At 71.5% G+C, this 24,427-nt stretch carries 24 protein-coding genes; 14 read left to right on the top strand and 10 right to left on the bottom strand.

What is annotated here, in order from left to right; all coding sequences use genetic code 11:
* The first annotated feature begins 47 nt into the window (after nt 1-47).
* Nucleotides 48-1,103, top strand: coding sequence for an LLM class flavin-dependent oxidoreductase (locus AB0I15_RS32910; RefSeq protein ID WP_358103849.1), 1,056 nt, complete (start codon nt 48-50; stop codon nt 1,101-1,103).
* A 35-nt stretch (nt 1,104-1,138) separates the two neighbouring features.
* Here AB0I15_RS32910 and ppk2 read toward each other — a convergent pair whose 3' ends face one another.
* Together ppk2 and AB0I15_RS32900 are read right to left on the bottom strand one after the other, a co-directional pair.
* The gene (gene ppk2, locus AB0I15_RS32905) at nt 1,139-2,065 is read right to left on the bottom strand and encodes a polyphosphate kinase 2 (protein ID WP_358103846.1); all 927 of its coding nucleotides are present in this window, start codon (nt 2,063-2,065) and stop codon (nt 1,139-1,141) included.
* 66 nt (nt 2,066-2,131) lie between these two features.
* Nucleotides 2,132-3,196 (bottom strand): helix-turn-helix domain-containing protein, encoded by a 1,065-nt coding sequence (locus AB0I15_RS32900; RefSeq protein ID WP_358103843.1) that lies wholly within the window; start codon nt 3,194-3,196, stop codon nt 2,132-2,134.
* Between the two features lie 76 nt (nt 3,197-3,272).
* Here AB0I15_RS32900 and AB0I15_RS32895 point away from each other — a divergent pair, with 76 nt between their 5' ends.
* From AB0I15_RS32895 to AB0I15_RS32880, 4 genes are all read left to right on the top strand, one after another.
* A complete protein-coding gene (locus AB0I15_RS32895) occupies nt 3,273-4,190 on the top strand; it encodes a proline dehydrogenase family protein (RefSeq protein ID WP_358103840.1) in 918 nt (305 codons plus the stop codon).
* Nucleotides 4,191-5,816, top strand: coding sequence for an L-glutamate gamma-semialdehyde dehydrogenase (gene pruA / locus AB0I15_RS32890; protein ID WP_358103836.1), 1,626 nt, complete (start codon nt 4,191-4,193; stop codon nt 5,814-5,816).
* Between the two features lie 122 nt (nt 5,817-5,938).
* Nucleotides 5,939-6,901 carry a GlxA family transcriptional regulator gene (locus AB0I15_RS32885; protein ID WP_358103833.1) on the top strand — a complete coding sequence of 321 codons (963 nt, stop codon included), beginning with the start codon at nt 5,939-5,941 and terminating at the stop codon, nt 6,899-6,901.
* Nucleotides 6,902-6,904: 3 nt separating this feature from the next.
* On the top strand, nt 6,905-7,537 hold the full coding sequence (locus tag AB0I15_RS32880; RefSeq protein ID WP_358103830.1) for a DJ-1/PfpI family protein: 633 nt from the start codon (nt 6,905-6,907) through the stop codon (nt 7,535-7,537).
* A 679-nt stretch (nt 7,538-8,216) separates the two neighbouring features.
* Here AB0I15_RS32880 and AB0I15_RS32875 read toward each other — a convergent pair.
* Nucleotides 8,217-8,819, bottom strand: a complete 603-nt coding sequence (locus AB0I15_RS32875; protein ID WP_358103827.1) for a helix-turn-helix domain-containing protein — start codon at nt 8,817-8,819, stop codon at nt 8,217-8,219.
* A 67-nt stretch (nt 8,820-8,886) separates the two neighbouring features.
* On the opposite strand from AB0I15_RS32875, the gene AB0I15_RS32870 reads away from it, so the two are divergent.
* Both AB0I15_RS32870 and AB0I15_RS32865 read left to right on the top strand, forming a co-directional pair.
* On the top strand, nt 8,887-10,131 hold the full coding sequence (locus tag AB0I15_RS32870; protein ID WP_358103823.1) for an MFS transporter: 1,245 nt from the start codon (nt 8,887-8,889) through the stop codon (nt 10,129-10,131).
* A 57-nt stretch (nt 10,132-10,188) separates the two neighbouring features.
* Entirely contained in the window at nt 10,189-10,995 is an 807-nt protein-coding gene (locus AB0I15_RS32865; RefSeq protein WP_358103820.1) for a serine/threonine-protein kinase, read from the top strand.
* Nucleotides 10,996-11,166: 171 nt separating this feature from the next.
* Here the strand turns inward: AB0I15_RS32865 and AB0I15_RS32860 are convergent, their stop codons facing one another.
* A complete protein-coding gene (locus AB0I15_RS32860; protein WP_358103817.1) occupies nt 11,167-11,913 on the bottom strand; it encodes a lysophospholipid acyltransferase family protein in 747 nt (248 codons plus the stop codon).
* A gap of 18 nt (nt 11,914-11,931) precedes the next feature.
* Entirely contained in the window at nt 11,932-13,098 is a 1,167-nt protein-coding gene (locus tag AB0I15_RS32855; protein WP_358103814.1) for a cytochrome P450, read from the bottom strand.
* Between the two features lie 54 nt (nt 13,099-13,152).
* Between AB0I15_RS32855 and dhaK the strand changes: the two genes are divergently transcribed.
* From dhaK to AB0I15_RS32840, 3 genes are read left to right on the top strand one after another with little or no spacing between them, the layout of a single operon-like run.
* A complete protein-coding gene (dhaK, locus tag AB0I15_RS32850) occupies nt 13,153-14,133 on the top strand; it encodes a dihydroxyacetone kinase subunit DhaK (protein ID WP_358103811.1) in 981 nt (326 codons plus the stop codon).
* On the top strand, nt 14,133-14,795 hold the full coding sequence (gene dhaL / locus AB0I15_RS32845) for a dihydroxyacetone kinase subunit DhaL (protein WP_358103808.1): 663 nt from the start codon (nt 14,133-14,135) through the stop codon (nt 14,793-14,795). The genes dhaK and dhaL overlap by 1 nt, the downstream gene beginning before the upstream one ends.
* 28 nt (nt 14,796-14,823) lie before the next feature.
* Nucleotides 14,824-15,186 (top strand): phosphoenolpyruvate--protein phosphotransferase, encoded by a 363-nt coding sequence (locus tag AB0I15_RS32840; RefSeq protein WP_358103805.1) that lies wholly within the window; start codon nt 14,824-14,826, stop codon nt 15,184-15,186.
* A 165-nt stretch (nt 15,187-15,351) separates the two neighbouring features.
* On the opposite strand, the gene AB0I15_RS32835 is transcribed toward AB0I15_RS32840, so the two are convergent.
* From AB0I15_RS32835 to AB0I15_RS32815, 5 genes are all read right to left on the bottom strand, one after another.
* Nucleotides 15,352-16,989, bottom strand: coding sequence for a thiamine pyrophosphate-binding protein (locus AB0I15_RS32835; RefSeq protein WP_358103802.1), 1,638 nt, complete (start codon nt 16,987-16,989; stop codon nt 15,352-15,354).
* Nucleotides 16,986-17,759, bottom strand: coding sequence for a cyclase family protein (locus AB0I15_RS32830; protein WP_358103799.1), 774 nt, complete (start codon nt 17,757-17,759; stop codon nt 16,986-16,988). The genes AB0I15_RS32835 and AB0I15_RS32830 overlap by 4 nt, the downstream gene beginning before the upstream one ends.
* A 64-nt stretch (nt 17,760-17,823) precedes the next feature.
* A complete protein-coding gene (locus tag AB0I15_RS32825; protein ID WP_358103796.1) occupies nt 17,824-18,711 on the bottom strand; it encodes an endo alpha-1,4 polygalactosaminidase in 888 nt (295 codons plus the stop codon).
* A 205-nt stretch (nt 18,712-18,916) separates the two neighbouring features.
* Nucleotides 18,917-19,573: a hypothetical protein gene (locus tag AB0I15_RS32820; RefSeq protein WP_358103793.1), complete on the bottom strand. Its 657-nt coding sequence runs from the start codon at nt 19,571-19,573 to the stop codon at nt 18,917-18,919.
* 49 nt (nt 19,574-19,622) lie between these two features.
* The gene (locus AB0I15_RS32815; RefSeq protein ID WP_358103790.1) at nt 19,623-20,051 is read right to left on the bottom strand and encodes a CBS domain-containing protein; all 429 of its coding nucleotides are present in this window, start codon (nt 20,049-20,051) and stop codon (nt 19,623-19,625) included.
* Nucleotides 20,052-20,216: 165 nt separating this feature from the next.
* Here AB0I15_RS32815 and AB0I15_RS32810 point away from each other — a divergent pair, with 165 nt between their 5' ends.
* From AB0I15_RS32810 to AB0I15_RS32795, 4 genes are all read left to right on the top strand, one after another.
* The gene (locus tag AB0I15_RS32810) at nt 20,217-21,611 is read left to right on the top strand and encodes an aminopeptidase P family protein (protein WP_358103787.1); all 1,395 of its coding nucleotides are present in this window, start codon (nt 20,217-20,219) and stop codon (nt 21,609-21,611) included.
* 136 nt (nt 21,612-21,747) lie between these two features.
* Complete coding sequence (locus AB0I15_RS32805) at nt 21,748-22,539, top strand: ABC transporter permease (RefSeq protein ID WP_358103784.1); 792 nt, start codon at nt 21,748-21,750, stop codon at nt 22,537-22,539.
* Nucleotides 22,539-23,393, top strand: a complete 855-nt coding sequence (locus AB0I15_RS32800) for an ABC transporter permease (RefSeq protein WP_358103781.1) — start codon at nt 22,539-22,541, stop codon at nt 23,391-23,393. Before AB0I15_RS32805 ends, AB0I15_RS32800 begins: the two co-directional genes overlap by 1 nt.
* Nucleotides 23,394-23,397: 4 nt before the next feature.
* A complete protein-coding gene (locus tag AB0I15_RS32795) occupies nt 23,398-24,417 on the top strand; it encodes an MlaD family protein (RefSeq protein WP_358103778.1) in 1,020 nt (339 codons plus the stop codon).
* The last annotated feature ends 10 nt before the right edge of the window (nt 24,418-24,427 follow it).

Here is a 24,427-nt window from a genome sequence, read left to right as displayed (position 1 = left end):
TGCTTTACCTACATGAAGAATAGGTTGTAGAACGGGGAAGATCGCTGATGAGCCTCCACTTCCTTTGGTACATCCCGAACCAGGTGCATCCCGGCCACCGCGGAGACGACACCGTCGTGGACCACAACAGCCTGGAGACCCTCACCACCCACGCCCGGGCCCTCGAGGAGCACGGGTGGGGCGGCGCGCTCATCGGCACCGGCTGGGGGCGGCCCGACACCTTCACGGTCGCCACCGCGCTGGCCGCGCGGACCACGACGTTCCAGCCGCTGATCGCCGTCCGGCCCGGCTACTGGCATCCGGCCAAGTTCGCCTCCGCCGCCGCGACCCTGGACCACCTCACCGGGGGCCGGGTGCTCGTCAACATCGTGTCGGGCAAGGACGACCTGGCGGCGTACGGCGACAGTGAGGGCGACCAGGCCCACCGCTACGCCCGTACGAAGGAGTTCATCCAGCTCGTACGCAGGCTCTGGACCGAGGAGAGCGTCACCTATCACGGCGAGCACTTCAGCGTCACCGGCTCCACCGTCGTGCCCCGCCCCGTGGCCCGGGACGGACGCCCCCACCCCCGGCTCTACTTCGGCGGCGCGTCGGAGGCCGCCGAGCGGGTGGCCGCCACCGAGGCCGACGTCCAGCTCTTCTGGGGTGAGCCGCTCGACGGCGTAGCCGCGCGGATCGAGCGGCTCAGGCGGCTCGGCGAGACGCTCGGCCGCGAGCACCCGCCGCTGGAGTTCGGCCTGCGGATCACCACGCTGGTGCGCGACACCACCGAACAGGCCTGGGCCGACGCCGATGCCAAGGTCGAGGAGATGGCGAAGGGCGTCATCACGCGCGACCCGAACCGGCACACCGCCGTCGGCCAGCAGCGGCTGCTCGACCTGGCCGCGCGGGGAGAGGTGCTCGACGACAACCTCTACACCGCTCCCGGCAGGTTCGGCGGCGGCGGCGCGGGCACGACGTGGCTGGTCGGCTCGGCCGAGGACGTGGCGAAGTCGCTGCGCGGATACCAGGCCCTCGGCGTCACCCACTTCGTGCTCTCCGACACCCCCTACCTGCCGGAGATCAAACGCCAGGGCGACCGGCTGCTCCCGCTCCTGCGCTGAGGCGGGGCGACGGGACAGGCAGGCGGGCGGCGGCGTCAGGCCGGTTCGGGCAGGTCGTGGTCCTCGTCGAAGATGTCGGCCGCGGAGGTCACGATGCGCGGGTCGGGCACGCCGACCACGCCATGATCCTTGCGGGCGTAGTCGAAGAGGCTCAGCACGTGGCGCATGGCCTCCAGCCGGGCCCGCTTCTTGTCGTTGCTCTTGATGACCGTCCACGGCGCCCACTCGGTGTCGGTGTGCAGGAACATGTACTCCTTGGCCTGGGTGTAGTCGTCCCACTTGTGCAGCGAGGCCAGATCCATCGGCGACAGCTTCCACCGCCTGACCGGGTCGACCTGGCGGATGATGAACCGGGTGCGCTGCTCGGCCCGCGACACCGAGAACCAGAGCTTGACCAGGCGCAGGCCCGAGTCCACGAGCAGGCTCTCCACCCGGGGCGCCTGCTCGATGAACTCCAGATACTCCTGCTCGGTGCAGAACCCCATCACCCGCTCGACCCCGGCCCGGTTGTACCAGGAGCGGTCGAACAGCACCATCTCCCCCTTGGCCGGCAGATGGGCGATGTAACGCTGGAAGTACCACTGGCCGCGCTCGCGCTCGCTCGGCTTCTCCAGCGCCACGACGGTCGCGCCACGGGGGTTGAGGTGCTCCATGAAGCGCTTGATGGTGCCGCCCTTCCCGGCCGCGTCCCGCCCTTCGAACAGCACCACCAGGCGCCCGCCGGTATCCTTGATCCAGTACTGCAACTTGAGCAGCTCGATCTGCAGCAGCCGCTTGTCACGCTCGTAGTCCTCCCGCGACAGGCGCTCGGCGTACGGGTAGTGCTGGCGCCAGGTGTCGACCGGATGACCGTCGGCGCGCAGCAGCACCGGATCGTCGTCGTCCCGGTCGTCCACCCGCAGCCCCGGGGTGGCGTCGAGCAGGTCAGTGTGGATCGGCGGCTCGCCGTTCGTACTGGTCACCAGGCCAGCATGACGCAGCGGTGCGCGCCGGGGCGCATGAGCCCACCGGTTGACCGCCCAGCGCGTTCAGGCATCGGGGCCGCGCAGCCGGGCCGCCTTCAGCCCCAGGTGCACGGCCAGGCGGTCGTCGCCGTCGGACAGGTCTCTGTGGGTGAGGCGTTCGGCCTTGCCCAGCCGGTAGTAGAGCGTCTGGCGGTGGACGCCGAGCTCGGCCGCCGTCTTCTGGACGTGGCCGCCGCGGTCGAGGTAGACCTCCACCGTGTGGGCCAGCTCCGTGTCCAGCGCCGCCGTCTCGGCCGCCAGCTCCCGCAGGTCGGCCTGGCTGAGCCGGGACAGCAGGCGGTGCACGCCCAGGTCCTCCCAGCGGGCGATGGGGGCGTGCCGGGGGAAGTGCTCGGCGATGCGCAGCGCCTGGCGGGCCTCGCGCCAGCTCAGCCAGGCGTCGGCCGGGTCCGTGCGGGGGGCGCCGATGCCGGCGGCGGTGCCGTACGCGCTCTGGACCGTCTGCGCCACCTCCCCCGCGAGGTGGGCCGGCGCGAGCAGGGCGACCGGCGAGCCCGGGCGGGCCAGGACGCCGCGCGGGAGGGTCCAGAGGGCGGCCACCCGCTCCTGCGACTCCCGTACGGCGACCGCCGTCACCGGGCCCGGCACCTCGATGGAGGCGTCGGCCCGCTCCTCGGGGTCGGCGGAGAGCAGCGCGCGCAGCCCGCGGCCGAGGTCCTGCCTGCTCCTGGCCTCCTGGGCGAGCGCGGCGGCAGCCCTGGAGACGAGCGGCGCCGTGGCGCGCAGGGTGTCGTCCGTCAGCTCACCCGAGTCGAGCAGCCACAGATAGCCGTAGGTGACGTCGGCGTGACGCAGCGGCCAGCAGACTCTGGCCAGGACCTTGAGCTCGTCGTCGGCGGGGATCCGGACCGGGCCGTTCGCCCTGGCGATGCCGTAGCGCTCGAAGTATTCGCGTACCTCGCCCGTGGCGCGCCGGCGCAGGATCGACTCCTGGCGGACCGTGTCGATGTCGCCGTGCTGCGCTCCGTAGGCCAGCAGCCGGAACGAGCGGTCCTCCAGCGTCGCGGACGCCCCCAGCCGGGCGGCGATCTCGTCGACGATCTCTTGTAGGTCTGCCGAGTTGTGCATTTGTACGACAGCCTGCCACACGCGGCGTTACGCGCGTCGATGGCCCCCTCTGAGCTGCGTTTTTAAACTGGGCACCATGCTGGGTCAACTGCTGCTCGCCGCTTCCAGGAGCGGTGTCGTCCGCCGCTCCGTTTCAGGCTTCCCGCTCACCAAGAACGTGGTGCGGCGGTTCGTCGCCGGCGAGAGCGCCCAGGAGGCCCGCGAGGCCGTCGAGCGGCTGCGCGACGCCAAGCTCGCCGTGACCATCGACCATCTCGGCGAGGAGACGCTCGACGCGCGGGCCGCCGAGGCCACCGCGAACGCCTACGTCACGCTGCTCGGCGAAATCGGCCCGCTCGGGCTCGGCGACCGCGGCGAGGTGTCGGTGAAGCTGTCGGCCGTCGGGCAGCGGCTCGACGACGCCATGGCGCTCGAGCACGCCCGCGAGATCTGCGCCGCCGCGGCGTCGTCGGGCGCGACCGTCACGCTCGACATGGAGGACCACACCACCGTCGACTCCACGCTGTCGATCCTGCGCAAGCTGCGCGAGGACCACCCGGCCACGGGCGTGGCCATCCAGGCGTACCTGTTCCGCAGTGAGCAGGACTGCCGCGACCTGTCGTCGGAGGGCTCCCGCGTACGCCTGGTCAAGGGCGCCTACCGCGAACCCGCCTCCGTCGCCCACCAGGGCAGGACGGCCGTCGACAAGGCGTACGTGCGATGCCTGCGGATCCTCATGGCGGGGAACGGTTACCCCATGGTGGCGACGCACGACGATCGCATGATCGCGATCACGGAGCTGCTCGCCGACCGGTTCGGGCGGACGATCGGCGACCACGAGTTCCAGATGCTCTACGGAATCAGGACCGACCTGCAGGAGTCCCTCGCCGGGGCCGGCCACACGGTCCGCGTCTACGTCCCCTACGGCGACGACTGGTACGGCTACTTCATGCGCCGCCTAGCGGAGCGCCCCGCCAACGTCGCCTTCTTCCTTCGTGCCCTTGGGGGTAAGTAAATGGATGCCATCAGCAACGTCCCCGTGCCCGCGAACGAGCGTGTGTACGGCTACGCGCCCGGCAGCGCCGAGCGGGCCGCGCTGGAGGACCGCGTCAAGGAGCTGGCCGGCTCCTCCATCGACCTGACCATGACCATCGGCGGCGAGCAGCGCCTCGGTGGCGGCGCGCCCGTCAACGTGGTGCAGCCGCACAACCATGCCTCCGTCCTGGGCCGTACCAACGACGCTACGGCCCAGGACGTGCAGGACGCCGTGGACAGCGCGCTGCGGGCGGCCCCCGCCTGGCGGGCGCTGTCGTTCGACGAGCGGGCCGCGATCTTCCTCAAGGCGGCCGACCTGCTGTCGGGCCCGTGGCGGGCGACGCTGAACGCGGCGACCGTGCTGGGCCAGTCGAAGTCGGCGCAGCAGGCGGAGATCGACGCCGCCTGCGAGCTGATCGACTTCCTGCGGTTCAACGTGGCCTACGCCCGTCAGCTCTACGCCGACCAGCCGATCTCGTCGCCCGGCGTGTGGAACAGGATGGAGTACCGGCCGCTCGAGGGCTTCGTGCTGGCCATCACGCCGTTCAACTTCACCGCCATCGCCGGAAACCTGCCGACGTCGGCCGCCTTGATGGGCAATGTCGTCGTCTGGAAGCCGTCGCCGACCCAGCAGTTCGCCGCGCACTTCACGATGCGGCTGCTGGAGGCGGCCGGGCTGCCGCCGGGCGTGATCAACATGGTCACCGGCAACGGGCAGGCCGTCTCCGAGGTGGCGCTCGGGCACCCGGCGCTGGCCGGCATCCACTTCACCGGCTCCACCGCGACGTTCCAGCACCTGTGGGGCACCGTGGGCGCGAACATCGCCTCCTACCACGGCTACCCGCGCCTGGTCGGCGAGACCGGCGGCAAGGACTTCGTGCTCGCCCACCCGTCCGCCGACCCGGCGGTGCTCTCGACGGCGCTGGTCAGGGGCGCGTTCGAGTACCAGGGCCAGAAGTGCTCGGCCGCCTCCCGCGCGTACGTGCCGCGCTCGGTCTGGAACCGCATGCGTGACGACTTCGTGTCGGTGGCCGAGTCGCTGACCGTGGGCGACGTGGCGGGCGACCTGTCGACGTTCATGGGCGCGGTCATCGACGACCGGGCGTTCGCCAAGCACAAGGAGGCGATCGACCGGGCGCGGGCGGCCTCGAACATCGACGTGCTCACGGGCTCGTACGACGACTCGGTCGGCTATTTCGTCAAGCCGACGATCCTGGAGTGCGCCGACCCCACGGACGAGATCTTCGTCAAGGAGTACTTCGGCCCGATCCTCGGCGTGCACGTCTACGAGGACCGCGACTTCGACCAGGTGCTCGACCAGATGGAGAGCATCGCCCCCTACGCGCTGACCGGCTCGATCATCGCCCAGGACCGCTACGCGATCGCCTCGGCCTCCGACCGGCTGCGCTTCGCGGCGGGCAACTTCTACGTCAACGACAAGCCGACGGGCGCGGTCGTGGGGCAGCAGCCGTTCGGCGGCGCCCGCGCCTCGGGCACCAACGACAAGGCGGGCTCGATCTTCAACCTGATCCGGTGGGTGAACGCCCGCACGATCAAGGAGACCTTCGTCCCGCCGACCGACCACCGCTACCCCCACATGGGCTGACGGTGCCAGGGCCCCCGGCGCTGTCGGGGGCCCACGCCACCATCCTCGACGCCCACGCCATGTCCTAATCTGCAACAGTCGCGTCGTTGACGCCATCGCGGGCCCGCGACCAGCATGAAAGCATGCAGCGACGCGTCCTGATCGTCGTCTTTCCCGGCTTCCAGCTCCTCGACATGGCAGGCCCCGCCGACGTGTTCGGCACCGCGGCCCTGCTGGCGTCCGACGGCGGCTACCGGGTCGAGGTGGCGGCCGTACGGCCTGGCGTGGTGCCCGCGCACAACGGCGTCGGGGTGGCCGCCACGGCGCTCGGCGAGGTCACAGGACCGATCGACACGCTGCTGGTGGCGGGCGGGTTCACGGTGCCCGACCAGCTCAAGGACCGGGAGCTGGTCGCGGCCGTCGCCGGGCTGGCCGCGCGGGCCCGGCGGGTGGCCTCGGTCTGCAACGGCGCGTTCCTGCTGGCCGAGGCCGGGCTGCTGGACCACCGGCGGGCCACCACGCACTGGCTCGCCGCCCATGACCTCAAGACCCGCTACGACCGCGTCGAGGTGGACGCCGACCCCCTCTACATCGAGGACGGCGACGTCTGGACCTCCGCGGGCGTCCTGGCGGGCGTGGATCTCGCGCTGGCGCTCGTGACGAGGGACCACGGTCACGCGCTCGCCAGCGACGTCGCCCGCGGCCTCGTGGTCTATCTGCACAGGCCGGGCGGGCAGAGCCAGTTCAGCACCCCGATGCGGGCCATGACGCCGCGCAGCGAGCCGTTCAGGGAGCTACAGGGCTATATCGACGCGAACCCAGGCGCCGACCTCAGCGTGCCCGCGCTCGCCGCACGGATCGGCATGAGCGAGCGGCACTTCTCGCGCGTCTTCACCGAGCAGACCGGCCTGTCACCCGGCCGGTACGTCGAACGCAGCCGGGCCGACACCGCCAGGCGGCTCCTGGAGGTCACCGGCCTCCCGCTGGAGAGCGTGGCCAGGGAGTCGGGGCTCGGCACGCCGGAGACGCTCTATCGCGTCTTCAGGCGGCACTGGCGGATCTCACCGGGCGATCATCGCCGCAGATTCCAGTCGAAGGAGAGATGACCCATGCATGTGGCCATCCCGCTTTATCCTCGTTTCACCGCGCTCGACGCGGTCGGGCCGTACACCGTGCTGGCCATGGCGCCCGGCTGCACCGTCACGTTCGTCGCCGCCGAGCCGGGGCCGGTCACCGACGACCAGGGGGCGCTCACGCTGACCGCGACGGCCTCGTACGCGGACGTGCCCGCGCCTGACGTGATCGTGGTCCCCGGCGGGCCCGGCACCATGGCGGCCCTGTCCGACGAGGCCCTGCTCGGATGGATCCGCCAGGCGCACGAGCACACCCGGTGGACGACCTCGGTGTGCACCGGCTCGCTCATCCTCGGCGCGGCCGGGCTGCTGACGGGCGTCAAGGCGACCACTCACTGGGGCCTGATGGACCTGCTCAAGACCTTCGGGGCCGAGCCGGTCAGCGAGCGGGTGGTGACCGAGGGCAAGATCGTCACCGCGGCCGGGGTGTCGGCGGGCATCGACATGGCGCTGACGCTGCTGTCCCAGGCCGACGGCGCGGAGACCGCGCAGATGGTGCAACTCGCGATCGAGTACGACCCGCAACCGCCGTTCGCCTGCGGCTCCCCGAAGACGGCCCCGGAGGGCATGCCCGAACGGGTGCTCGCCCTGATGTCCGAGACCATCTGACGGCTGACGTCCCGAACCATCTGACGGCTGATGACCGAAACCACCTGATGGCTGACGTCCCGAAACCACCTGACGGCTGACGTTCGAGACCGCCTGACGGTTTCGGCGGAGCAGACGCCCTCGTCCCTCCAGCCCGGAACGAGGGCGCTGCCCCCGGGCCCTATGTCCGGCGGGCCCGGAGCTTTTCAGCGGGCCGGTGTGACGGGACGATAAGGGCAGCGGCGCCACCGAACATTGCCCGCTCCGACGGCGGCGCCGCGCCCAGCATCTCGGCCCGCGCCCTTTCCCGGCGCGCCCAGGGGTGCTCGCTCGCGGGCGAGCCCCCGCCGGCCGCCCATGAGGTCGCCCTCCACGCATCCGGAACACCACCGGAGCGCCCTGTCGACTTGGAGCGTTCCACCCACTCGGGAGCGAGCGCAGGCCTCATGGCCCGGCCGCCGTGGTGCCGGTTTCGCGTGCCATGTCGGCTCCTTCGCCCGTGTGGGTCTGCGCGGATTCGCGCGGAATAGGCCGGGTGACGAAGGAGACTATGGGGTACGGCGAGGCGCCCGCTTCGGGGCGGGGCCTAGGGAAAACCCTAGGTTGTGATCGCGACCGGCACCCCTGACCCCTCCCACCGAAGCGCGAGGCCACCGGTCAACGGCCCGGACGGAACCGGAGTCACCGACCGGCGGCGGGTTCACTCGGGCTCCTCCCCGGCGCCCACCGGCAGGACGTCGAAGTGGACGATCACGTGCCCGGCGTCCCCGGCTCCGCCCGGGCTCGTCTGCTCCCGGCGGTCCGACACCGCCCTGAAGCGCTCCAGCACCTCGAACACCTCGTCCCGCATCAGCGCCGTCTCCTCCGCGGTGAGCCGCAGCGACCGCCGCCCGAACGCGCCGGCCTGCACCCACTCCTCCGGCGCCTTGTCCAGTTTCCGCCGCCAGCGGGCCAGCTCGGCGCCGCGCTGGCGCACCAGATCGTCGAGCAGGTATTCCATCGCGCTCGCCGTCTCGGGGTCGGCGGGCGGCTCGCCGTAGGAGAAGCCGCCGGGCGTGATGCGCCAGTACTTCTCCTTGCCCCGCCCCATCCCGGGCACGACCTCGATCATGCCGTGCCCGGCCAGCTCTCTCAGGTGGTAGCTGGTCGCGCCGGTGTTCTGCTCGAGCAGGGCGGCGAGCCGGGTGGCCGTGGAGGGGCCGTGCTCGTCCAGGAGCTCGTAGATGCGCAGCCGCAGCGGGTGGGCGAAGGACTTCAGGGCGTTCGCGTCGAGCGTACGGGCGGAGAAGCTCTTGCGTGTCATACTGTGCAAGCCTATCTTTGCAAAGAAATCCATGCATACTTTTCCTTACACACTACCGGAGTGAGCCATGCTGGGACGCTCGTTCGGATTCCTGTGGTCGTCCACCGCACTGTCGAACCTGGCCGACGGGCTGCTCAAGGTCGGCGCGCCGCTGCTGGCGGTGTCGATGACCCGCTCCCCCACGCTGGTGTCGCTGGTGGGGGCCGCGGCCACGCTCCCGTGGCTGGTGCTCGCGTTGCACGCCGGCGCGATCGCCGACCGCGCCGACCGGCGGCGGATCATGGTCGTGGCCCACCTCGCGCGGGCCGCGATCCTCGGCGCCGCCACCCTCCTGGCCGCCCTCGGGCTGCTGGACCTGTGGCTGCTGCTGGCCGCCGTACTGCTGGCCGGGGTGAGCGAGGTCTTCGCCGACCTCTCGGCGCAGTCCGTCCTGCCGATGACCGTCTCCCGCGAGCACCTCACGCGGGCGAACGGGCGCGTCTCGACCGCCCAGATGATCGGCAACGACTTCATCGGCGCCCCGGTGGCGGGCCTGCTCGTCGTGGCCCTGCCCGCCGCCCTCTTCGGCGCCCCGGCCGTCCTGTACGCCGCCGGCGGGCTGCTCCTGCTGGGGATGCGGGGGGCGTACCGGCTGCCCGCCGCCCCCACCGGGCGGCGGCCGCTGCGCCGCGACATCGGCGAGGCGCTGCGCTACCTCTGGGCGCACCGGGTCCTGCGGAGCCTCGCCGTCTCGGCGGGCCTGCTCAACCTGGCCAACTCCGCCTACTTCGCCGTCTTCGTCCTGTGGGCGGTCGGCGGCGGGTCGGCGATCGGCCTGGAGCCGGGCGAGTACGGCCTGATGACCACGGCCTTCGCCGCCGGAGCGGTGCTCGGGTCCCTGCTGTCGGGCCGGGTGGCGGGGCTCTTCGGCGAGGTCAGGACGCTCCTCGGATGCTGGCTGACCACCAGCCTGCTGCTCCTGGTGCCGGTGCTCGTGCCATCACCCTGGACGCTTTATCCGACCGCCGTCTTGTGGGGCTTGTTCGGGGCGGCCGGAAACGTCCTGGTTATTTCCACGCGGCAGCGGCTGATTCCGGCGGAATTGCTCGGCCGGGTCAATTCGGCATACCGGCTCGTCGGCATGGGAGGCATGCCCCTCGGGGCGGCGCTCGGAGGCGTCGTGGCCGAGTTCGCCGGGCTTGCGGCCGTCCTCATAGGCGCCGTTGGAGTATGTTTGGGAGCAGTCGGACTGGTGTGGCGCGCCTTGTCGGATCGAATTTCTGGGCCTCTGACCAGCGAAGCTACACTTTCCGACATATCCAGATCACGTTAGGCACCCTACAGCTGTTGCTGAGGTGACATGATTAATCCCCGAGCTTGAGGGGATGGTATGCGGGAGATCGGCGGACGGTACCTCCTGAACGAGGAGGCCGGTCGTGGGGGTATGGGAGTCGTCTGGCGGGCGTTCGATCAGCTCCTCCACCGTACGGTGGCGCTAAAGGAGCTGACCTTGGCCGGTGAGGTCGAGATGGTGCGCCGCCGGGTGTTGCGTGAGGCCAGGATGGCTGCTGGGCTGACGCATCCCAACATCGTCACGGTGCACGACCTGATCGAGGAGGGCGGCAAGCTCTGGATCGTGATGGAGTACCTCGACGGGCTCTCATTGCACCAATTGCTCTCCCAGGTGGGCACATTGCCCGCGCAGTCGGTGGCGGCCATCGGCCAGCACCTGCTCGCGGCACTGCGCACCGCCCACCAGGCCGGAGTGCTGCATCGCGACGTCAAGCCCGCCAACGTCATGCTGACCGGCGACCGGGTGGTGCTGACCGACTTCGGCATCGCGACCGCCGAGGGCGACATTCGCATGACGACCTCGCGGCGGCTGCGCGGCACCCCGGCGTTCATGGCGCCCGAGCGGTTGCACGGAGGGCCGGCCAGCAAGGAGGCCGACATGTGGTCCTTCGGCGCCACCCTCTACAGCGCCATCGAAGGCCAGCCGCCCTATCCGGGCCAGGACGCCGCGACGGTGCTCGGCATGGCGCGCAGCGGCCCCTACCCGCCACCGCGCCGGGCCGGGGTGATGCGGCCGCTCATCGAGGGGTTGCTGCATCACGACCCCGTGCGCCGCTACACGCCTGAGCAGACGGCGGGGTTGCTGGCCGGGATGCGCGCGAGCGCCTACCAGGCGGCCATCTGACGTTCCGGGGCCGGCCCCACCGCGAGGGAATCGCGGTGGGGCGCCTCACCGGGACGCCCACGCCCCGCTCGGCGACCGCGCCGTGGCGGGTCGGTGCGCCGTGCCGCGTCGGTGCGCCGGTTGCGCGTGGCGCGCCGGTCCTTCATGACACGCCCGTTGTTCGTCCGCGCGTCAGTCCTTCTTGGCGCGGGCCTCCGCCTCGGCGGCGTCCATGGCCGCCGCCTCCTCCGGGGTCGGCGCGGTGCCTCCCAGGTGGGCGGGCTGCCACCAGACCCCGGGCGGCACCTCCGGGTAGGTGCGCTGCGCCCGGTCGACGAGCTCCGACATGCGCGTGTGCAGCTCCACCGTGTGGTCGTTGACGTTCTCGCCCCGCTTGGGGTGCATCGGCTCGCCCACCAGGATGGTGAGCGGCACGTGGCGCTGGAGCAGCTTGCGCGGCCGGCCCTTGGTCCACAGCCGCTGGCTGCCCCACAGCGCCACCGGGATGAGCGGGGTGTTGGTGGCCTGGGCCATGCGGATGGCGCCGTTCTTGATCTCCTTGACGGTGAACGACCGGCTGATCGTCGCCTCCGCGAACACGCCCACCACCTCGCCCGCCTTCAGCATCCGCAGCGCCGTGGCGTAGGAGCCCGCGCCCGCCCCCCGGTCCACGGGGATGTGGTGCATGCCACGCATCAGCGGGCCCGAGATCCCGTGGTCGAACACGTCCTGCTTGGCCATGAAGCGCACCAGCCGCTTCGACGGCAGCGCGGCGAACCCGGCGAAGATGAAGTCGAGGTAGCTGATGTGGTTGCTCACCAGCACCGCTCCCCCAGTCCGCGGCACGTGCTCGGTGCCCTCCATGTGGAAGCGGAGGTCCAGCACGCGAAAGAGGGTCCGCGCGGCGGCGATCACCGGCGGGTACACGATCTCAGCCATGAGCAGAAGGTAGCCTACTCAGCCAGGTTTCACGGAAGTCGGCAGGTGGACCATCCCCCGTACGTTGCCGTGCGCGGTCCTCTCGATGCCCGCCTCGTCGATGTCGTAACCGGGTGCGACGGCCTTCGTCAGCTCCTCCAGCGCCACCCGCGCCTCGAGCCGGGCGAGGGGGCCGCCGAGGCAGTAGTGGCGGCCCACGCCGAAGCTGATCGCCTTGCTGGTGTCGCGGTCGAGGTCGTAGACGTCGGGGTCGGGGAAGACGCTCTCGTCGCGGTTGGCGGAGCCGACCAGGAGCCACACCTTGGCGTCCTTGGGGACGGTGGTGCCGTACCAGTCGGTGTCGCGCGTGAGGCGGCGGGCGACGCCGGGCACGGGGGTGTCGTAGCGCAGCGACTCCTCCACCCAGGGCGTGATCGCCCCGCTGAAGGCGGCGGCGCGCTGGGCGGGGTTGCGCCAGGCCCAGTACCAGGCGGCGGTGAGCAGGTGGGTCGTGGTCTCGGCGCCGGCTCCGACGAGCAGGAACAGGAAGGCCACGATGTCGTCGTCGGACAGCTCCTCATCGGCGACGAGCACGGAGACGAGGTCGTCGCGCGGCGCGGCCCGGCGTTCGTCGACGATCGAGCGGTAGTAGTCGCCGAGCGCCAGCATGCCCTTGATGCCGTCTTCGACCATCAGGCCGTTGGGGTCGTACCTGAGCAGGGCGTCCGAGCGGCGGCGCACGTCCGCGCGGTCGGCCGGGGGCACGCCCAGGAGCTCGGAGATGACGTCGAGCGGCAGCTTGGCGGCGATGTCGCGGGCGAAGTCGAACGTGCCGCGCTCGACGGCCGCCCTGATGTGGCCGCGGGCGATCTGCCTGATCATGGGCTCGAGGGCGGCGACCCGGCGCGGGGTGAAGGCCCGGGAGACGGTGGCGCGCATGCGGGTGTGCTCGGGCGGGTCCATCGCCACGAACGACAGGAAGGTGCGCGCGTGCGGTCCTGAGGCGCCCGGGTCGAGGAGGGGGCCGTGGTCGCTGGACAGCAGGGCGCTGTCGGCGAGCGCGGCGGAGACGTCGGCGTGCCGGGACAGCGCCCAGAAGCCGAGGTCGGGGTTGTGGTGAAGCGGCGCCTGCGTACGCAGCCACGTATAGACCGGGTACGGGTCGTCGTTCACCACGGGATCGTAGGGACTGTAGACGACATCCACGCCGCCCACGCTACGACGCTTGCGCGGTCGTGAAAACGGGCAGATGTTTTGACCATGAAGAAGCTCATCAACACGGCAGACTCCGTCGTTGAGGACGCGCTGAACGGCATGGCCGCGGCCCACCCCTCGCTGCGGATCCACGACCGGGTGGTCTACCGGGCCGAGGGCCCGACCCCCGGCAAGGTCGGCCTGGTCTCCGGCGGCGGCTCGGGGCACGAGCCGCTGCACGCCGGCTTCGTCGGCCACGGCATGCTCGACGCCGCCTGCCCCGGCGAGGTCTTCACCTCCCCGGTGCCCGACCAGATCATCGAGGCGACGCGGGCGGTCGACGGCGGCGCCGGCGTCCTGCACATCGTCAAGAACTACACCGGCGACGTGCTGAACTTCGAGATGGCCGCCGAGCTGGTCGAGGACACCGCGGTGGCCACCGTGCTGGTGGACGACGACGTCGCCGTCCAGGACTCCCTCTACACGGCCGGCCGCCGCGGCACCGGCGGGACGCTGTTCGTGGAGAAGATCGCGGGCGCGCGGGCCGAGGCGGGCGCGCCACTGGCCGACGTCGCCGCCGTGGCGAGCGAGGTGGACGAGCGCAGCCGCTCGTTCGGCATCGCGCTGACCTCCTGTACGACCCCGGCCGCCGGCAAACCCACGTTCGACCTGCCGGAGACGGACGTGGAGCTGGGCATCGGCATCCACGGCGAGCCCGGCCGGGCCAGGGTGCCGCACGTGTCGGCCCGTGAGCTGGCGGGCATCGCGATGGAGGCCGTCCACGGCGACCTGCCGCTGCGGGGCGACCTGCTGGTCATGGTCAACGGCATGGGCGGGACCCCGCTCATGGAGCTGTACGTGGTGTTCGCCGAGGTCGCCGCCTTCGTCAAGGGCAAGGGGGCGCGGGTGTCCCGCTCACTCGTCGGCAACTACGTGACGAGCCTCGACATGCAGGGCTTCTCCGTGACGATCTGCCTGCTCGACGACGCGCTGACCCGTCTGTGGGACGCGCCGGTCGAGACGCCCGGGCTGCGCTGGGGGCGCTGATGGACGCCGACGTGTTCGTGGCCTGGTTCGAGGAGGCGGCCCGGCTCGTACACCAGGACCGCGACCGCCTGACCCGCCTCGACGCCGAGATCGGCGACGCCGACCACGGCACGAACCTCGACCGCGGCCTGACCGAGGTGTGCAAGGCGCTGACCGGCGCCCCGCCCGCCTCACCCGCGCAGGTGCTGTCCACGGCGGGCACGACGCTGATCCGCAAGGTCGGGGGCGCGTCCGGGCCGCTGTACGGGTCGGTGTTCCGGCAGATGGGCAAGCAGATGAGCAAGGCCGCGGAGACACAGGGGACACAGGGGACACAGGAGGCACGGGTTCCGGTGACGCTGGCCGCGTTCGCGGCGGCGTTCGAGGAGGGGGTGGTGGCGGTCGAGCGGCTCGGCAAGGCGGCGCTGGGCGACAAGACCATGGTGGACGCGCTGGCTCCGGCCTCCCGCGCGCTGGCCCTGGCCGTACGCGACGGGGTGGACGTGAGCGAGGCGCTCGGCCAGGCGGCGCGCGCGGCGGCGGAGGGGGCCAAGGCCACGATCCCGATGCAGGCCCGCAAGGGGCGGGCCAGTTACCTGGGCGAGCGCAGCGTCGGCCACGAGGATCCCGGGGCGGCGTCGGCGGCCCTGATCATGGCGGCACTCGCGACCGTGGCCGGATGAGGGCGGGGCGGGTGTGATGGTGGGGCTGGTGCTGGTCTCGCACAGTGCCGGGCTGGCGGCCGAGGTGGTGGCGCTGACCCGGGGCATCGCGGGCACGGAGGCGCCCATGGCGGCGGCCGGCGGCATGGCGGACGGCGCGCTGGGCACGAGCGTGGACGTCATCGAGCGGGCCGTGCGCAGCGTCGACCAGGGGGACGGCGTGGTGCTCATCCCCGACCTGGGCAGCTCGGTGCTGACCGCCCGCCTGCTGGAGGAGGACGGGCGGGTGGTCGTGGCCGACGTGCCGTTCGTGGAGGGCGCGATCGCGGCGGCGGTGGCGGCGGGCACGGGCGTGCCGCTGGCCGACGTGCTGGCCGCGGCCGAGGAGGCCCGCACCTACCGCAAACTCTGACCCCAGCACCCGCCCGGCACACCCGGTCACGGACCGAAGCACCCGCCCGACCGGCACCCCGAAGCACACACCCGGCCGCCGCCCCGAAACGACCATCGCGGGCGCCGAGCCGGGCCCGGCCTGGCGTCCGGTGGCCGGCGTTCGGTGGCCGGCGTCCGGTGTCGATCAGTGGCCCCTGAACGCCTCCTCCAGCCACCAGGAGCCGCGTTCCCGGGTCACTTTGGCGTGCACCAGCAGCGGCCGGTCCCGGGGACCCTTCAGCCACTCGGCCACGCCCGCCAGGTCGCCCTCCCCGGTGACGGTCACGGCGGCGAAGCCGTGGCCGCGGGCGATGGCGGCGAGGTCGGCCGGCGGGAAGGTGACCGTGCCGAGCGGATGACCGTGCGGCCCGAAGTGGTGCACCTCGGCCCCGTACGCCTCGTCGTCGTACACCACGACCACCATGGGCAGCCCCAGCCGAACGACGGTCTCCAGCTCGGCCAGGCCCATGAGGGCGCCGCCGTCACCCAGCGCGGCCACCGGGAGCCGGTCGGGGCGGGCCACGGCCGCGCCGATGGCGGTGGCCAGGCCCAGCCCGATCGACTGGAACGCCTGCGTGAAGCAGAACCCGCCCTCGTCCGGCACCTCAAGGAACATCGACGGATATCCCATGAAATTTCCGGAATCGATGGCGACGATCCGTTCCTGCGGCAGCAGGTCGTCGAGGCCGATGGTGAGCGTCCTGGGGTCGATGCGACCGCCGCCGCTCTCGTCCGCGTACGGGACCGCCCGCCAGCGCCCCTCCTCCCGGATGCGGTGCCCGACCTCCGGCGACCGGTAACCGGAGGCGGCCGGCAGGTCGGCGAGCGAACGCGCGACGGCCGCCACGTCGCCCGCCACGCCCACGTCGGCGGGCACGTGCGTGGTGAACACGCCCGGATCGAGGTCCACCTTCGCCACCTTCGTGCCGGGCGAGACGAGCGAGCCGTGCCGGGAGGTCCACATGTTCAGCGCGCAGCCCCACGCGACCACCAGGTCGGCGCCGCGGATCAGCTCGACGGCCAGCGGCGTGGCGAAGCCGCCGGAGACGTCGAGGTCCCACGGGCTGCCCCGGAAGAGCCCCTTGGCCACCGCCGAGGTCGCCAGCAGCGCCCCAGCGCGGCCGGCGAGCTCCTCCAGCTCCCGCCGCGCGTGCCGGGCGCCCCGCCCGGCGATGAACACCGGCCGCTCCGCCGCCGCCAGCAGCCGCCTCAGCTCCGCCACGGACGCCGAGGACGTCACGGACGGTTCGGCTCCGGACGACGCGGACGCTCCTGCGGGAGGCGGGACCGCGTCGCAGGGGGCCGTCTGGACGTCGAGCGGCAGGTTCAGCAGCACCGTGCGCCGCTCCTCCACGGCCACCCGGTACGCCTCCACCGCCACCGCCACCGCCACCGCGCTGCCTGCCTCCGTGACCCGCATCGGCACCGCGCCCACCGCCGTGGCCAGGGCGGCCTGGTCGATGTGGAAGTTGGACTGCGGCTCCGTGGCCTCACCCGCGACGACGATCAGCGGGGTACGGCTCTTGGCCGCCTCCGTGAGTCCTGTCATCGCGTTCGTGAGCCCGGGCCCCTGATGCACCGACACCACCCCGGCCCGCCCGCTCATCCGGGCGTAGGCGTCGGCCATGGTGGCGGCCCCGCCCTCGTGGCGCGCGGCGACGTAGCGTACGCCGTGGGCCACGAGAGCGTTGGTGACGTGGAAGTTGCCGCTGCCGACCACCCCGAAGGCGGTCCCGACGCCGCAGGCGGCCAGGGCCCGGCCGACGGCCTCCGCGACGATCAACGCTCGACCAGGGCCAGCACGCGCACGGGGCTGCCCGAGCCGCCCACGATGGGCAGCGGCGGGGCGACCACGACGGCGCCGGTCACGGGCAGGCGGTCGATGTTGCGCAGTTGGGTGAGGCCGTATTTGCCCGCGCCCAGCAGGAAGGAGTGGCACGGGAAGGGCGGGTCGAAGGAGTGGGCCGCGCCCGCGTCGGTGCCGACGGTCTCGACGCCGACGCCGAGGATCGGGGTCTCGGACGCCAGCCACGACGCGCACTCCACCGAGATCCCGGGCGTGTGCGGCCCGGTCTCGTCGGCGTTCAGGAACGCGGCCTGGTCGGCGGAGCGGGTGTCCCAGCCGGTGCGGTAGAGGAGCCAGCCGCCCTCGGGGAGCGGGCCGTTGGCCCGCTCCCACTCCTTGACGTGAGCGATCTGCAGGAGGAAGTCGGGGTCCTTCGACGCCTCGGCGGCGAAGTCGAGCACGACCGCGGGCGCGATGAGGCTGCGCGCGGGCACCTGGGAGACGTCCTGCCCATCGCGGGCGGTGACCCAGTGGACGGGAGCGTCGAAATGGGTGCCGGTGTGCTCACCCGTGTGGATGTCATTCCAGTACCACGCCGGGCCGCGGTCGTCGTAGCGGCTGATCTCCTCGAGGCGGAACGGGATCGTGTTGCCGAACGGCTCCGGCAACTGGAGGATCGGCGTCTCCGAGGTGAGAGGCGCGGTGAGGTCGATGACCTCGATCGCCCCGCTGCGCACGCTGTCCACGAAGCTCTGCAACACCGACATGTCTTCCTCCTTGGTGGGCTGAGCGCATCCTCCTACGCCCGCCCTACCAGTGCAAACACCCCTCCTAGCGGCAGGCCACGCGGTAGGCGTCGAGGTCGTACGTCTTCTTCAGCGAGTTGAAGTTCTGGGCGTTGGACTTGGCGCAGAACGCCGAGGTGGCCAGGTTGTACTCCACCTGGAACACGGCCTTGCCCGCCTTGACGAACTGGTCGTAGCCGTAGTCGCCGCCGTTCTGGGCGCTGGTGCACTCGGAGTGCTCCCAGCACTCCTCGTTGACCGCGAAGTCGAAGTACGGCAGAAGCTGCGGGATCTGCTCCACGTCGTTCTTCAGCCCGACCGACAGGCCCCGCTTGTGGGCCTCGTTGGCGAACCAGGAGTTGTAGGCGAGCTGGTCGGCGGCCTTGAGCGGGAAGCCGCTGTCATTGCTGTAGCCGTCGACGTTGTCGGGCTCGACGGCGTCGAAACCGGCCGCCTTGCACATGTCGAGCCTGGCCTTCATGATGTCGCCGAGCCTGCCGGTGTACTGGCGGACGTCCAGCCACCGCTCGCCCTCCCAGTCCTCGAGCGGGTTGCCGAGGACCGAGTCGGGGAACTCATCGGCGTCGGGACGCCAGTCCTCGTACGTGCCCGCGCTGATGTAGCAGACGACGCGGCGGCCCGGCTTGTCGGCCTTGAGCGACCTGACGATCGCGCCGTCCGCGGCGGCGAAGCCGTCGATGTCGAACATCTGCACATTCGGGTACGGCTTCTTCGGCAGGGCGATGAGCTGCCAGTCCCAGCTCGTGTTCAGCGCGGGCTTCCAGCAGCCGGCGCAGGCGACCGGGGCGGGCAGGGCGGCGACCGTCCGGGCCTCTCTTTGGGCCTCTCTTTGGGCCTCGGCCTGGGCCTGTGCCGGGGCGGGGGCCAGGAAGGCGGCTGCGAGCAGCACGGACACGAATACGGGAAGACGCATGGTCACTCCTCACGAACGAACGGGTTCGGATCGGTGGCGATGCGTGCTGTTCCACACTCTCCGCCACGCCCTGCCAAGGGCGCCGGAGTGGCGCGGCCCATAACCGCAGGGCGTCACGCCAGCACGCGCGGGCGTGCCTCCCTTCTGTCGCCCGCCAGAATTGCGCGTTCGTGCTCCGTTGTCCAGGCTTTCACGCACAAAAGCGTTATGCCTTCGTCCATTCCGTGCATCCGCCGGTCTGGAAGACCTTGTCGGTGGCCTGGATGGTGACGGTGGCGGGGCCGGTCGGCATGCCGGTGGCGATGATGTCGCCGTTCGCGCTGCGCATCCGGGCCCAGAAGCACATGCTGAACCCCGTGGTCGGCCCGGACGTGCGGTAGGTGCCGGGCTGGATGTCGGTGCCGACGACCAACGTGCGCAGCGACGCGGGGTTGATCGCGGGCGTGGTCTGCGCAGGGGGCGTCTGACCGGGAGGGGTCTGGCCGGGAGAGGTCTGCCCGGGAGGGGTCTGGCCCGGCGGCGTCTGCCCGGGGGGAGTCTGGCCGGGTGGGGTCTGTCCGGGAAGCGGCTGGCCGGTCGTGGGCGGGCCGCTCGTGGGCTGGGTGGCCGTGGGCGGCGCGCTCTCGCTCGGCGTGGGATCGGACGGCGTGGGATCGACCGGCGGGCTCTCCTCGACCGTCACCGTGACCCTGGGCGGGGGCTCGTCCGACGTGGCCCCCGCGCCGAACCCGACGAAGACGCCCAGCAGGAAGCCCAGCAGCGCGGCGAGCCCCGAGACGAGCACGATGATCGGCGGACTGCCCGTCGCCCGCGGGTACTCGGGCACCGGCGGATATTCGGGAGGAGGGGGCCCGTACATCACGGACCAAGCGTCCCACCTCTGTCAAGATCACGCAGTCAAGATCGCGGTGTCAGCGGTGCAGGTAGTCCACCAGCGACGCCTTCTCCGTCTCCAGCTCCTCGATCGCGCTCTTGACCACGTCACCGATGCTGACGATGCCGATGAGCCTGCCGTTCTCGACGACGGGCATGTGCCGGAACCGCTGCGTGGTCATGGTCCGGCGCAGCGAGTCGACGTTCTCGCCCGGCCCGACCGTGCGCACCTCCGTGGTCATGATCTCGGCCACCGACGCGTCCAGGACCTCCGCGCCGCGGTCGTGGAGGCGGCGCACCACGTCTCGCTCGGAGACGATCCCTTCGATGGTGAATCCGTCCGATGAGACGACGACGGCGCCGATGTTGCGCTCGGCGAGTTTGGTGAGCAACTCCCGCACGGTCGCCCCAGGCGCCACGGTCGTCACGTCACTGCCTTTGCCGCGAAGGATCGTCCCGATGAGCATGTGCACCACCCCTGCCGTCAGTGTCTGCCCGCAGTATGTACCCCGCAGTGTTCCAACCCTGCGTCCAGGCAAACAACACTGTGGGGACGGCGTCAAGCGGTCACGTAGGCTGCTTGCCGTACTAAATCCCGTACAAAAACCGAAAAATAACTCAGGGACTGCCAAATGACCGAGCCGCTCAACACCGGAAGCCACGATCTGCCCGTCACCGACGAGCTGGCCGCCTTCATGCGGACCGGCTGGGCGGACACCGGCAGAGCAGCCGGGGTGGGCGCGCGGCCGATCGCGCCGTGGGCGGCCAAGCGGCGCGCCGCGCTGGCGCAGCGCTTCCCCGGTGAGCGGCTGGTGATCCCCTCGGGCACGCTGAAGGTGCGCAGCAACGACAGCGACTACCGGTTCCGGCCGCACAGCGCTTACTCGTACCTGACCGGGGCGGGCGAGTCCGACGACGTACTGGTGGTCGAGCCGTCCGGTGAGTCGGTGCTGTACGTCCGGCCGCGCGCGCCGCGCGAGGAGGGCCAGGAGTTCTACCGTGACCGCCGCTACGGCGAGCTCTGGGCCGGCCCCCGCCCCGACCTGGCGGAGGCGGCCGAGCTGTACCAGGTCGAGTGCCGGCACATCCGCGACCTGAAGCTCGACGGCCCCGCCAGGGTGCTGCGCGGGGTCGACGCGTCCGTGGACGCACGGGTGGAGCGCGGCGACGGGGACAGCGAGCTGGAGACGTTCCTGTCGGAGCTGCGGCTGGTCAAGGACGCGTGGGAGCTGGGCGAGCTGCAGTCGGCCGTGGACGCGACCGCGCGCGGCTTCGAGGACGTCGTCCGCGCCCTGCCCCAGGCGCTCGGGCACCCGCGCGGCGAGCGGTATCTGGAGGGCGTGTTCGGGCTGCGCGCGCGGCTGGAGGGCAACGCGGCGGGCTACGACAGCATCGTGGCCTCCGGGTCCCACGCCTGCGTGCTGCACTGGATCCGCAACGACGGCGCGCTCAGCGCGGACGACCTGCTGCTGCTGGACGCGGGCGTCGAGACGGACACGCTCTACACCGCCGACGTCACCCGCACGTTCCCGCTGTCGGGGCGGTTCGGCACGGTGCAGCGGCAGGCGTACGAGCTGGTCTACGAGGCCCAGACGGCGGCCATCGCCACGCTCAGGCCGGGCGCCCGCTTCCGCGACTTCCACCTGGCGGCCATGCGCGTCATCTGCGACGGCCTGCGCGACTGGGGCCTGCTGAAGGAGTCCACGGACACGCTCATGGAGACGGGCCTGTACCGGCGCTACACGCTGTGCAGCAGCGGCCACATGCTCGGCCTCGACGTGCACGACTGCGCGAAGTCGCGGGCGGAGGTCTACCTGGACGGCGTGCTGGAGGAGGGCAACGTGCTGACCGTGGAGCCCGGCCTGTACTTCCAGCCGGACGACCTGACGCTGCCCGAGGAGCTGCGCGGCATCGGCATCCGCATCGAGGACGACCTCACGATCACCGCCGGCGGCGCCACCCTGATGTCCGGCGCGCTCCCCCGCCACCCCGACGAGATCGAGTCCTGGATGGCCGACCTGCTGTAACGGGGCGGTCACTTTTCGTACCGGGCTGACAAGGTGCGACCCGGGCCTCATACCTTTTCCTCAAATTCCCGCCGAAGCATCGACTACTAGAAAACCCGTCAGTAGGGTTGCCAATCCGTAGGCGGCGGAGGTGGTGATGGCCTGGTCCGGGTACGTCGGACGCCGGGCCGGCTCGGCCCTCGGCCAGGTCGGAGACCTGTTCGTCATCGTGCTTGAGGGCCTGCGCCGGAGCTGGGACGTCAGGCGCTGGTGGTGGGAGTTCGTCGACCAGTGCCGGTTCCTCGCCCGCGTCACCAGTGTCCCCGTGCTGCTGGTGTCCCTGCCGCTCGGCGCCACCGTGGCCCTGCAGGTGGGCGAGCTGGCCCGGCAGCTCGGCGCCGGCTCGGCCACCGGCAGCGCGGTCTTCGTCGGCCTCATCCGCGAGGTGGCGCCGCTGGCCAGCGCGCTGCTCATCGCGGGGGCCGGCGGCAGCGCGATGACCTCCGACATCGGCGCGCGCCACATCCGCGACGAGCTGAGCGCGATGGAGGTCATGTCGGTCAACCCGATCCATCGCCTGGTCACGCCGCGCCTGTGGGCGGCCAGCACGATCGCGGTGTGCCTGTGCCCGCTGGTCATCCTGGCGGGCGCGAGCGGCGGCTACCTGTTCAACGTGGTCGTCCAGGGCGTCACCCCCGGCGCGTACTTCGACGGGGCCCTGTCGCTGGTCGTGGCCTCCGACCTGTACGTCACGCTGTTCAAGGCGTGGATCTTCGGGTTCATCGCGGCGGGCGTGGCCTGCTACAAGGGCATGACGTGCGCGACCAGCCCGGTCGGCGTGGGGCGCGCGGTCAACCAGGCGACCGTGGTGACGTTCATGCTGGTGTTCACGTTCAACTACGTGATCTCGGCCGTGTACTTCCTGGCCTACCCGCCGAGGTCGCTCTGATGGTCACGCGGACGGCCGGCCTCAGACTCGCCCTGCGGGGGCGGGACGTCGCCGAGCGGTTCGCGACGCTGGCCGACTGGCCGCTGTTCGTGTGGAAGGTGCTGTTCTACTCGGTCCGCGACGTGATCCTGCGGCTCAAATACTTCAAGGTCGTCATCAGGCAGGTCAGCGACGTCGTGGTGGGCGTCGGGGCGACCGTCATCGGCGGCGGCATGATCTTCGTGGTGTTCACGATGGCGTTCGTCGTGGGCGCGACCGTGGGCCTGCAGGGCTACCAGGGGCTGCAGGCGATCGGCGCTGAGTCGTTCATGGGCCTGGTGGGCAGCTTCGCCAACGTCCGCGAGATCACCCCGATCATCGCGGCCACGGCGCTCGCGGCGCAGGTCGGCTCGTCGTTCACGGCGGAGCTGGGCGCGATGCGGATCTCGGAGGAGATCGACGCGCTGGAGGTGATGGGCATCAACGCCTTCACCTATCTGATCTGCACGCGGGTGGTGGCGGCGCTGCTGGCGCTGGTGCCGATCTATCTGATCGCGCTGTTCGCCAGCTTCTTCGCGACCCGGCTGATGTGCACCGTGCTGTTCGGGCTGGCGCCCGGGGTCTACGACTACTACTTCTACCTGTACCTGCCGGTCAGTGACATCGTGTTCAGCGTCTCCAAGGTCGCCGTGTTCGCGTTCGCGGTCGTCGTCATCCACTGCTTCTACGGCTTCCACGCCACGGGCGGGCCGGTGGGCGTGGGGGTGGCGGCGGGCCGGGCCATCCGCCAGTCGATCGTCACGATCGTGCTGCTCAACCTGTTGCTGTCGTACCTGTTCTGGGGTGCCGGCGGCAACATACCGCTGACGGGGTGAGCCGGTGGCCCGATCAGAGCTCTCCCTCGCCGCCCGGGTGGGCATCGCGTTCGCCGTGCTCGCCGTCCTCGCGGCCGCCACCCTGTTCGTCGTCCGCACCACCACCGAGCTCAGCGGCACCCGGATCGACGCCGTGTTCACCCGGGCCGGGCAGGGCCTCGACACCGCCTCCCCGGTCAAGATCCGCGGCGTCACGGTGGGCGAGGTGACCGGCATCGCGCTGAACGCCAGGGGCCGGGCCGTGGTGACCATGCACATCGACCCGGGCGTGCGGGTGCCCGAGTCCACGGTGGCCTCCGTGGAGCCGGCGTCGGTGTTCGGCCCCAAGTTCGTCAACCTCAAGCCGGGCTCCAAGGAGACCACGGGCCCGTACCTGGGCGCCGGCGCCGTCATCACCGCCACCGAGGCCCCGCTGGACCTGTCGGACACGCTCGGCGACGCCTACCGGGGCCTGGACGCCGTCGATCCGCGTGAGGTCACGGTCATCGTGCACACGCTCGCCAAGGGGCTCGAGGGCGAGGGCGGGAACCTGCGCGAGCTGATCGGCGACGCGGGCACGGTCGTGGGCGTCGCGCACCGGCAGCGGCAGCGGGCCCGTCAGTTCCTGCGTGACGCCGCGCTGCTCGGCACGGCCCTGTCGGACAAGGGCGACGAGCTGATCGCCATCTCCTCCGACGTCAACGTCATCACGCCGGACCTGCTCAGGCGGGCCGACAAGGTACGCGCCCTGCTCCAGGAGGTCACCTCGATCTCCGGCCAGGTGGCGCACGGCCTGGCCAAGCACCGCGGGAACCTGCGGGCGGGCGTGCACTCGGGCGAGCGGGTGGCCGCGCTCATCTACGCCCAGCTCGGCCTGGCCGGCGACGGCGTACGCGGGCTGAACGAGCTGGTGGACCTGCTCAACGAGCTGATCGAGGCGCCCGGCCCGAACGGCAACCGCCAGCTCCAGGTGCAGGCGTTCGTGGCCACCGACATCTGCGAGCTGATCGTCGGTGCCTGCGGCCCGACCGACGGGAGGCGGTGAGGGTGAGGTG

The sequence above is a fragment of the Nonomuraea sp. NPDC050643 genome, assembly GCF_040654715.1.
Classification (GTDB): Bacteria; Actinomycetota; Actinomycetes; order Streptosporangiales; family Streptosporangiaceae; genus Nonomuraea.
This window is presented reverse-complemented; position numbering and strand designations above follow the sequence as displayed.

Coding starts and splice junctions, on each gene's coding strand:
- AB0I15_RS32910 (WP_358103849.1), top strand. CDS start 48: ATGAGCCTCCACTTCCTTTGGTACATCCCGAACCAGGTGCATCCCGGC.
- AB0I15_RS32900 (WP_358103843.1), bottom strand. CDS start 3,196: ATGCACAACTCGGCAGACCTACAAGAGATCGTCGACGAGATCGCCGCC.
- AB0I15_RS32895 (WP_358103840.1), top strand. CDS start 3,273: ATGCTGGGTCAACTGCTGCTCGCCGCTTCCAGGAGCGGTGTCGTCCGC.
- pruA (WP_358103836.1), top strand. CDS start 4,191: ATGGATGCCATCAGCAACGTCCCCGTGCCCGCGAACGAGCGTGTGTAC.
- AB0I15_RS32885 (WP_358103833.1), top strand. CDS start 5,939: ATGCAGCGACGCGTCCTGATCGTCGTCTTTCCCGGCTTCCAGCTCCTC.
- AB0I15_RS32880 (WP_358103830.1), top strand. CDS start 6,905: ATGCATGTGGCCATCCCGCTTTATCCTCGTTTCACCGCGCTCGACGCG.
- AB0I15_RS32875 (WP_358103827.1), bottom strand. CDS start 8,819: ATGACACGCAAGAGCTTCTCCGCCCGTACGCTCGACGCGAACGCCCTG.
- AB0I15_RS32870 (WP_358103823.1), top strand. CDS start 8,887: ATGCTGGGACGCTCGTTCGGATTCCTGTGGTCGTCCACCGCACTGTCG.
- AB0I15_RS32865 (WP_358103820.1), top strand. CDS start 10,189: ATGCGGGAGATCGGCGGACGGTACCTCCTGAACGAGGAGGCCGGTCGT.
- AB0I15_RS32860 (WP_358103817.1), bottom strand. CDS start 11,913: ATGGCTGAGATCGTGTACCCGCCGGTGATCGCCGCCGCGCGGACCCTC.
- dhaK (WP_358103811.1), top strand. CDS start 13,153: ATGAAGAAGCTCATCAACACGGCAGACTCCGTCGTTGAGGACGCGCTG.
- dhaL (WP_358103808.1), top strand. CDS start 14,133: ATGGACGCCGACGTGTTCGTGGCCTGGTTCGAGGAGGCGGCCCGGCTC.
- AB0I15_RS32830 (WP_358103799.1), bottom strand. CDS start 17,759: ATGTCGGTGTTGCAGAGCTTCGTGGACAGCGTGCGCAGCGGGGCGATC.
- AB0I15_RS32825 (WP_358103796.1), bottom strand. CDS start 18,711: ATGCGTCTTCCCGTATTCGTGTCCGTGCTGCTCGCAGCCGCCTTCCTG.
- AB0I15_RS32815 (WP_358103790.1), bottom strand. CDS start 20,051: ATGCTCATCGGGACGATCCTTCGCGGCAAAGGCAGTGACGTGACGACC.
- AB0I15_RS32810 (WP_358103787.1), top strand. CDS start 20,217: ATGACCGAGCCGCTCAACACCGGAAGCCACGATCTGCCCGTCACCGAC.
- AB0I15_RS32805 (WP_358103784.1), top strand. CDS start 21,748: ATGGCCTGGTCCGGGTACGTCGGACGCCGGGCCGGCTCGGCCCTCGGC.
- AB0I15_RS32800 (WP_358103781.1), top strand. CDS start 22,539: ATGGTCACGCGGACGGCCGGCCTCAGACTCGCCCTGCGGGGGCGGGAC.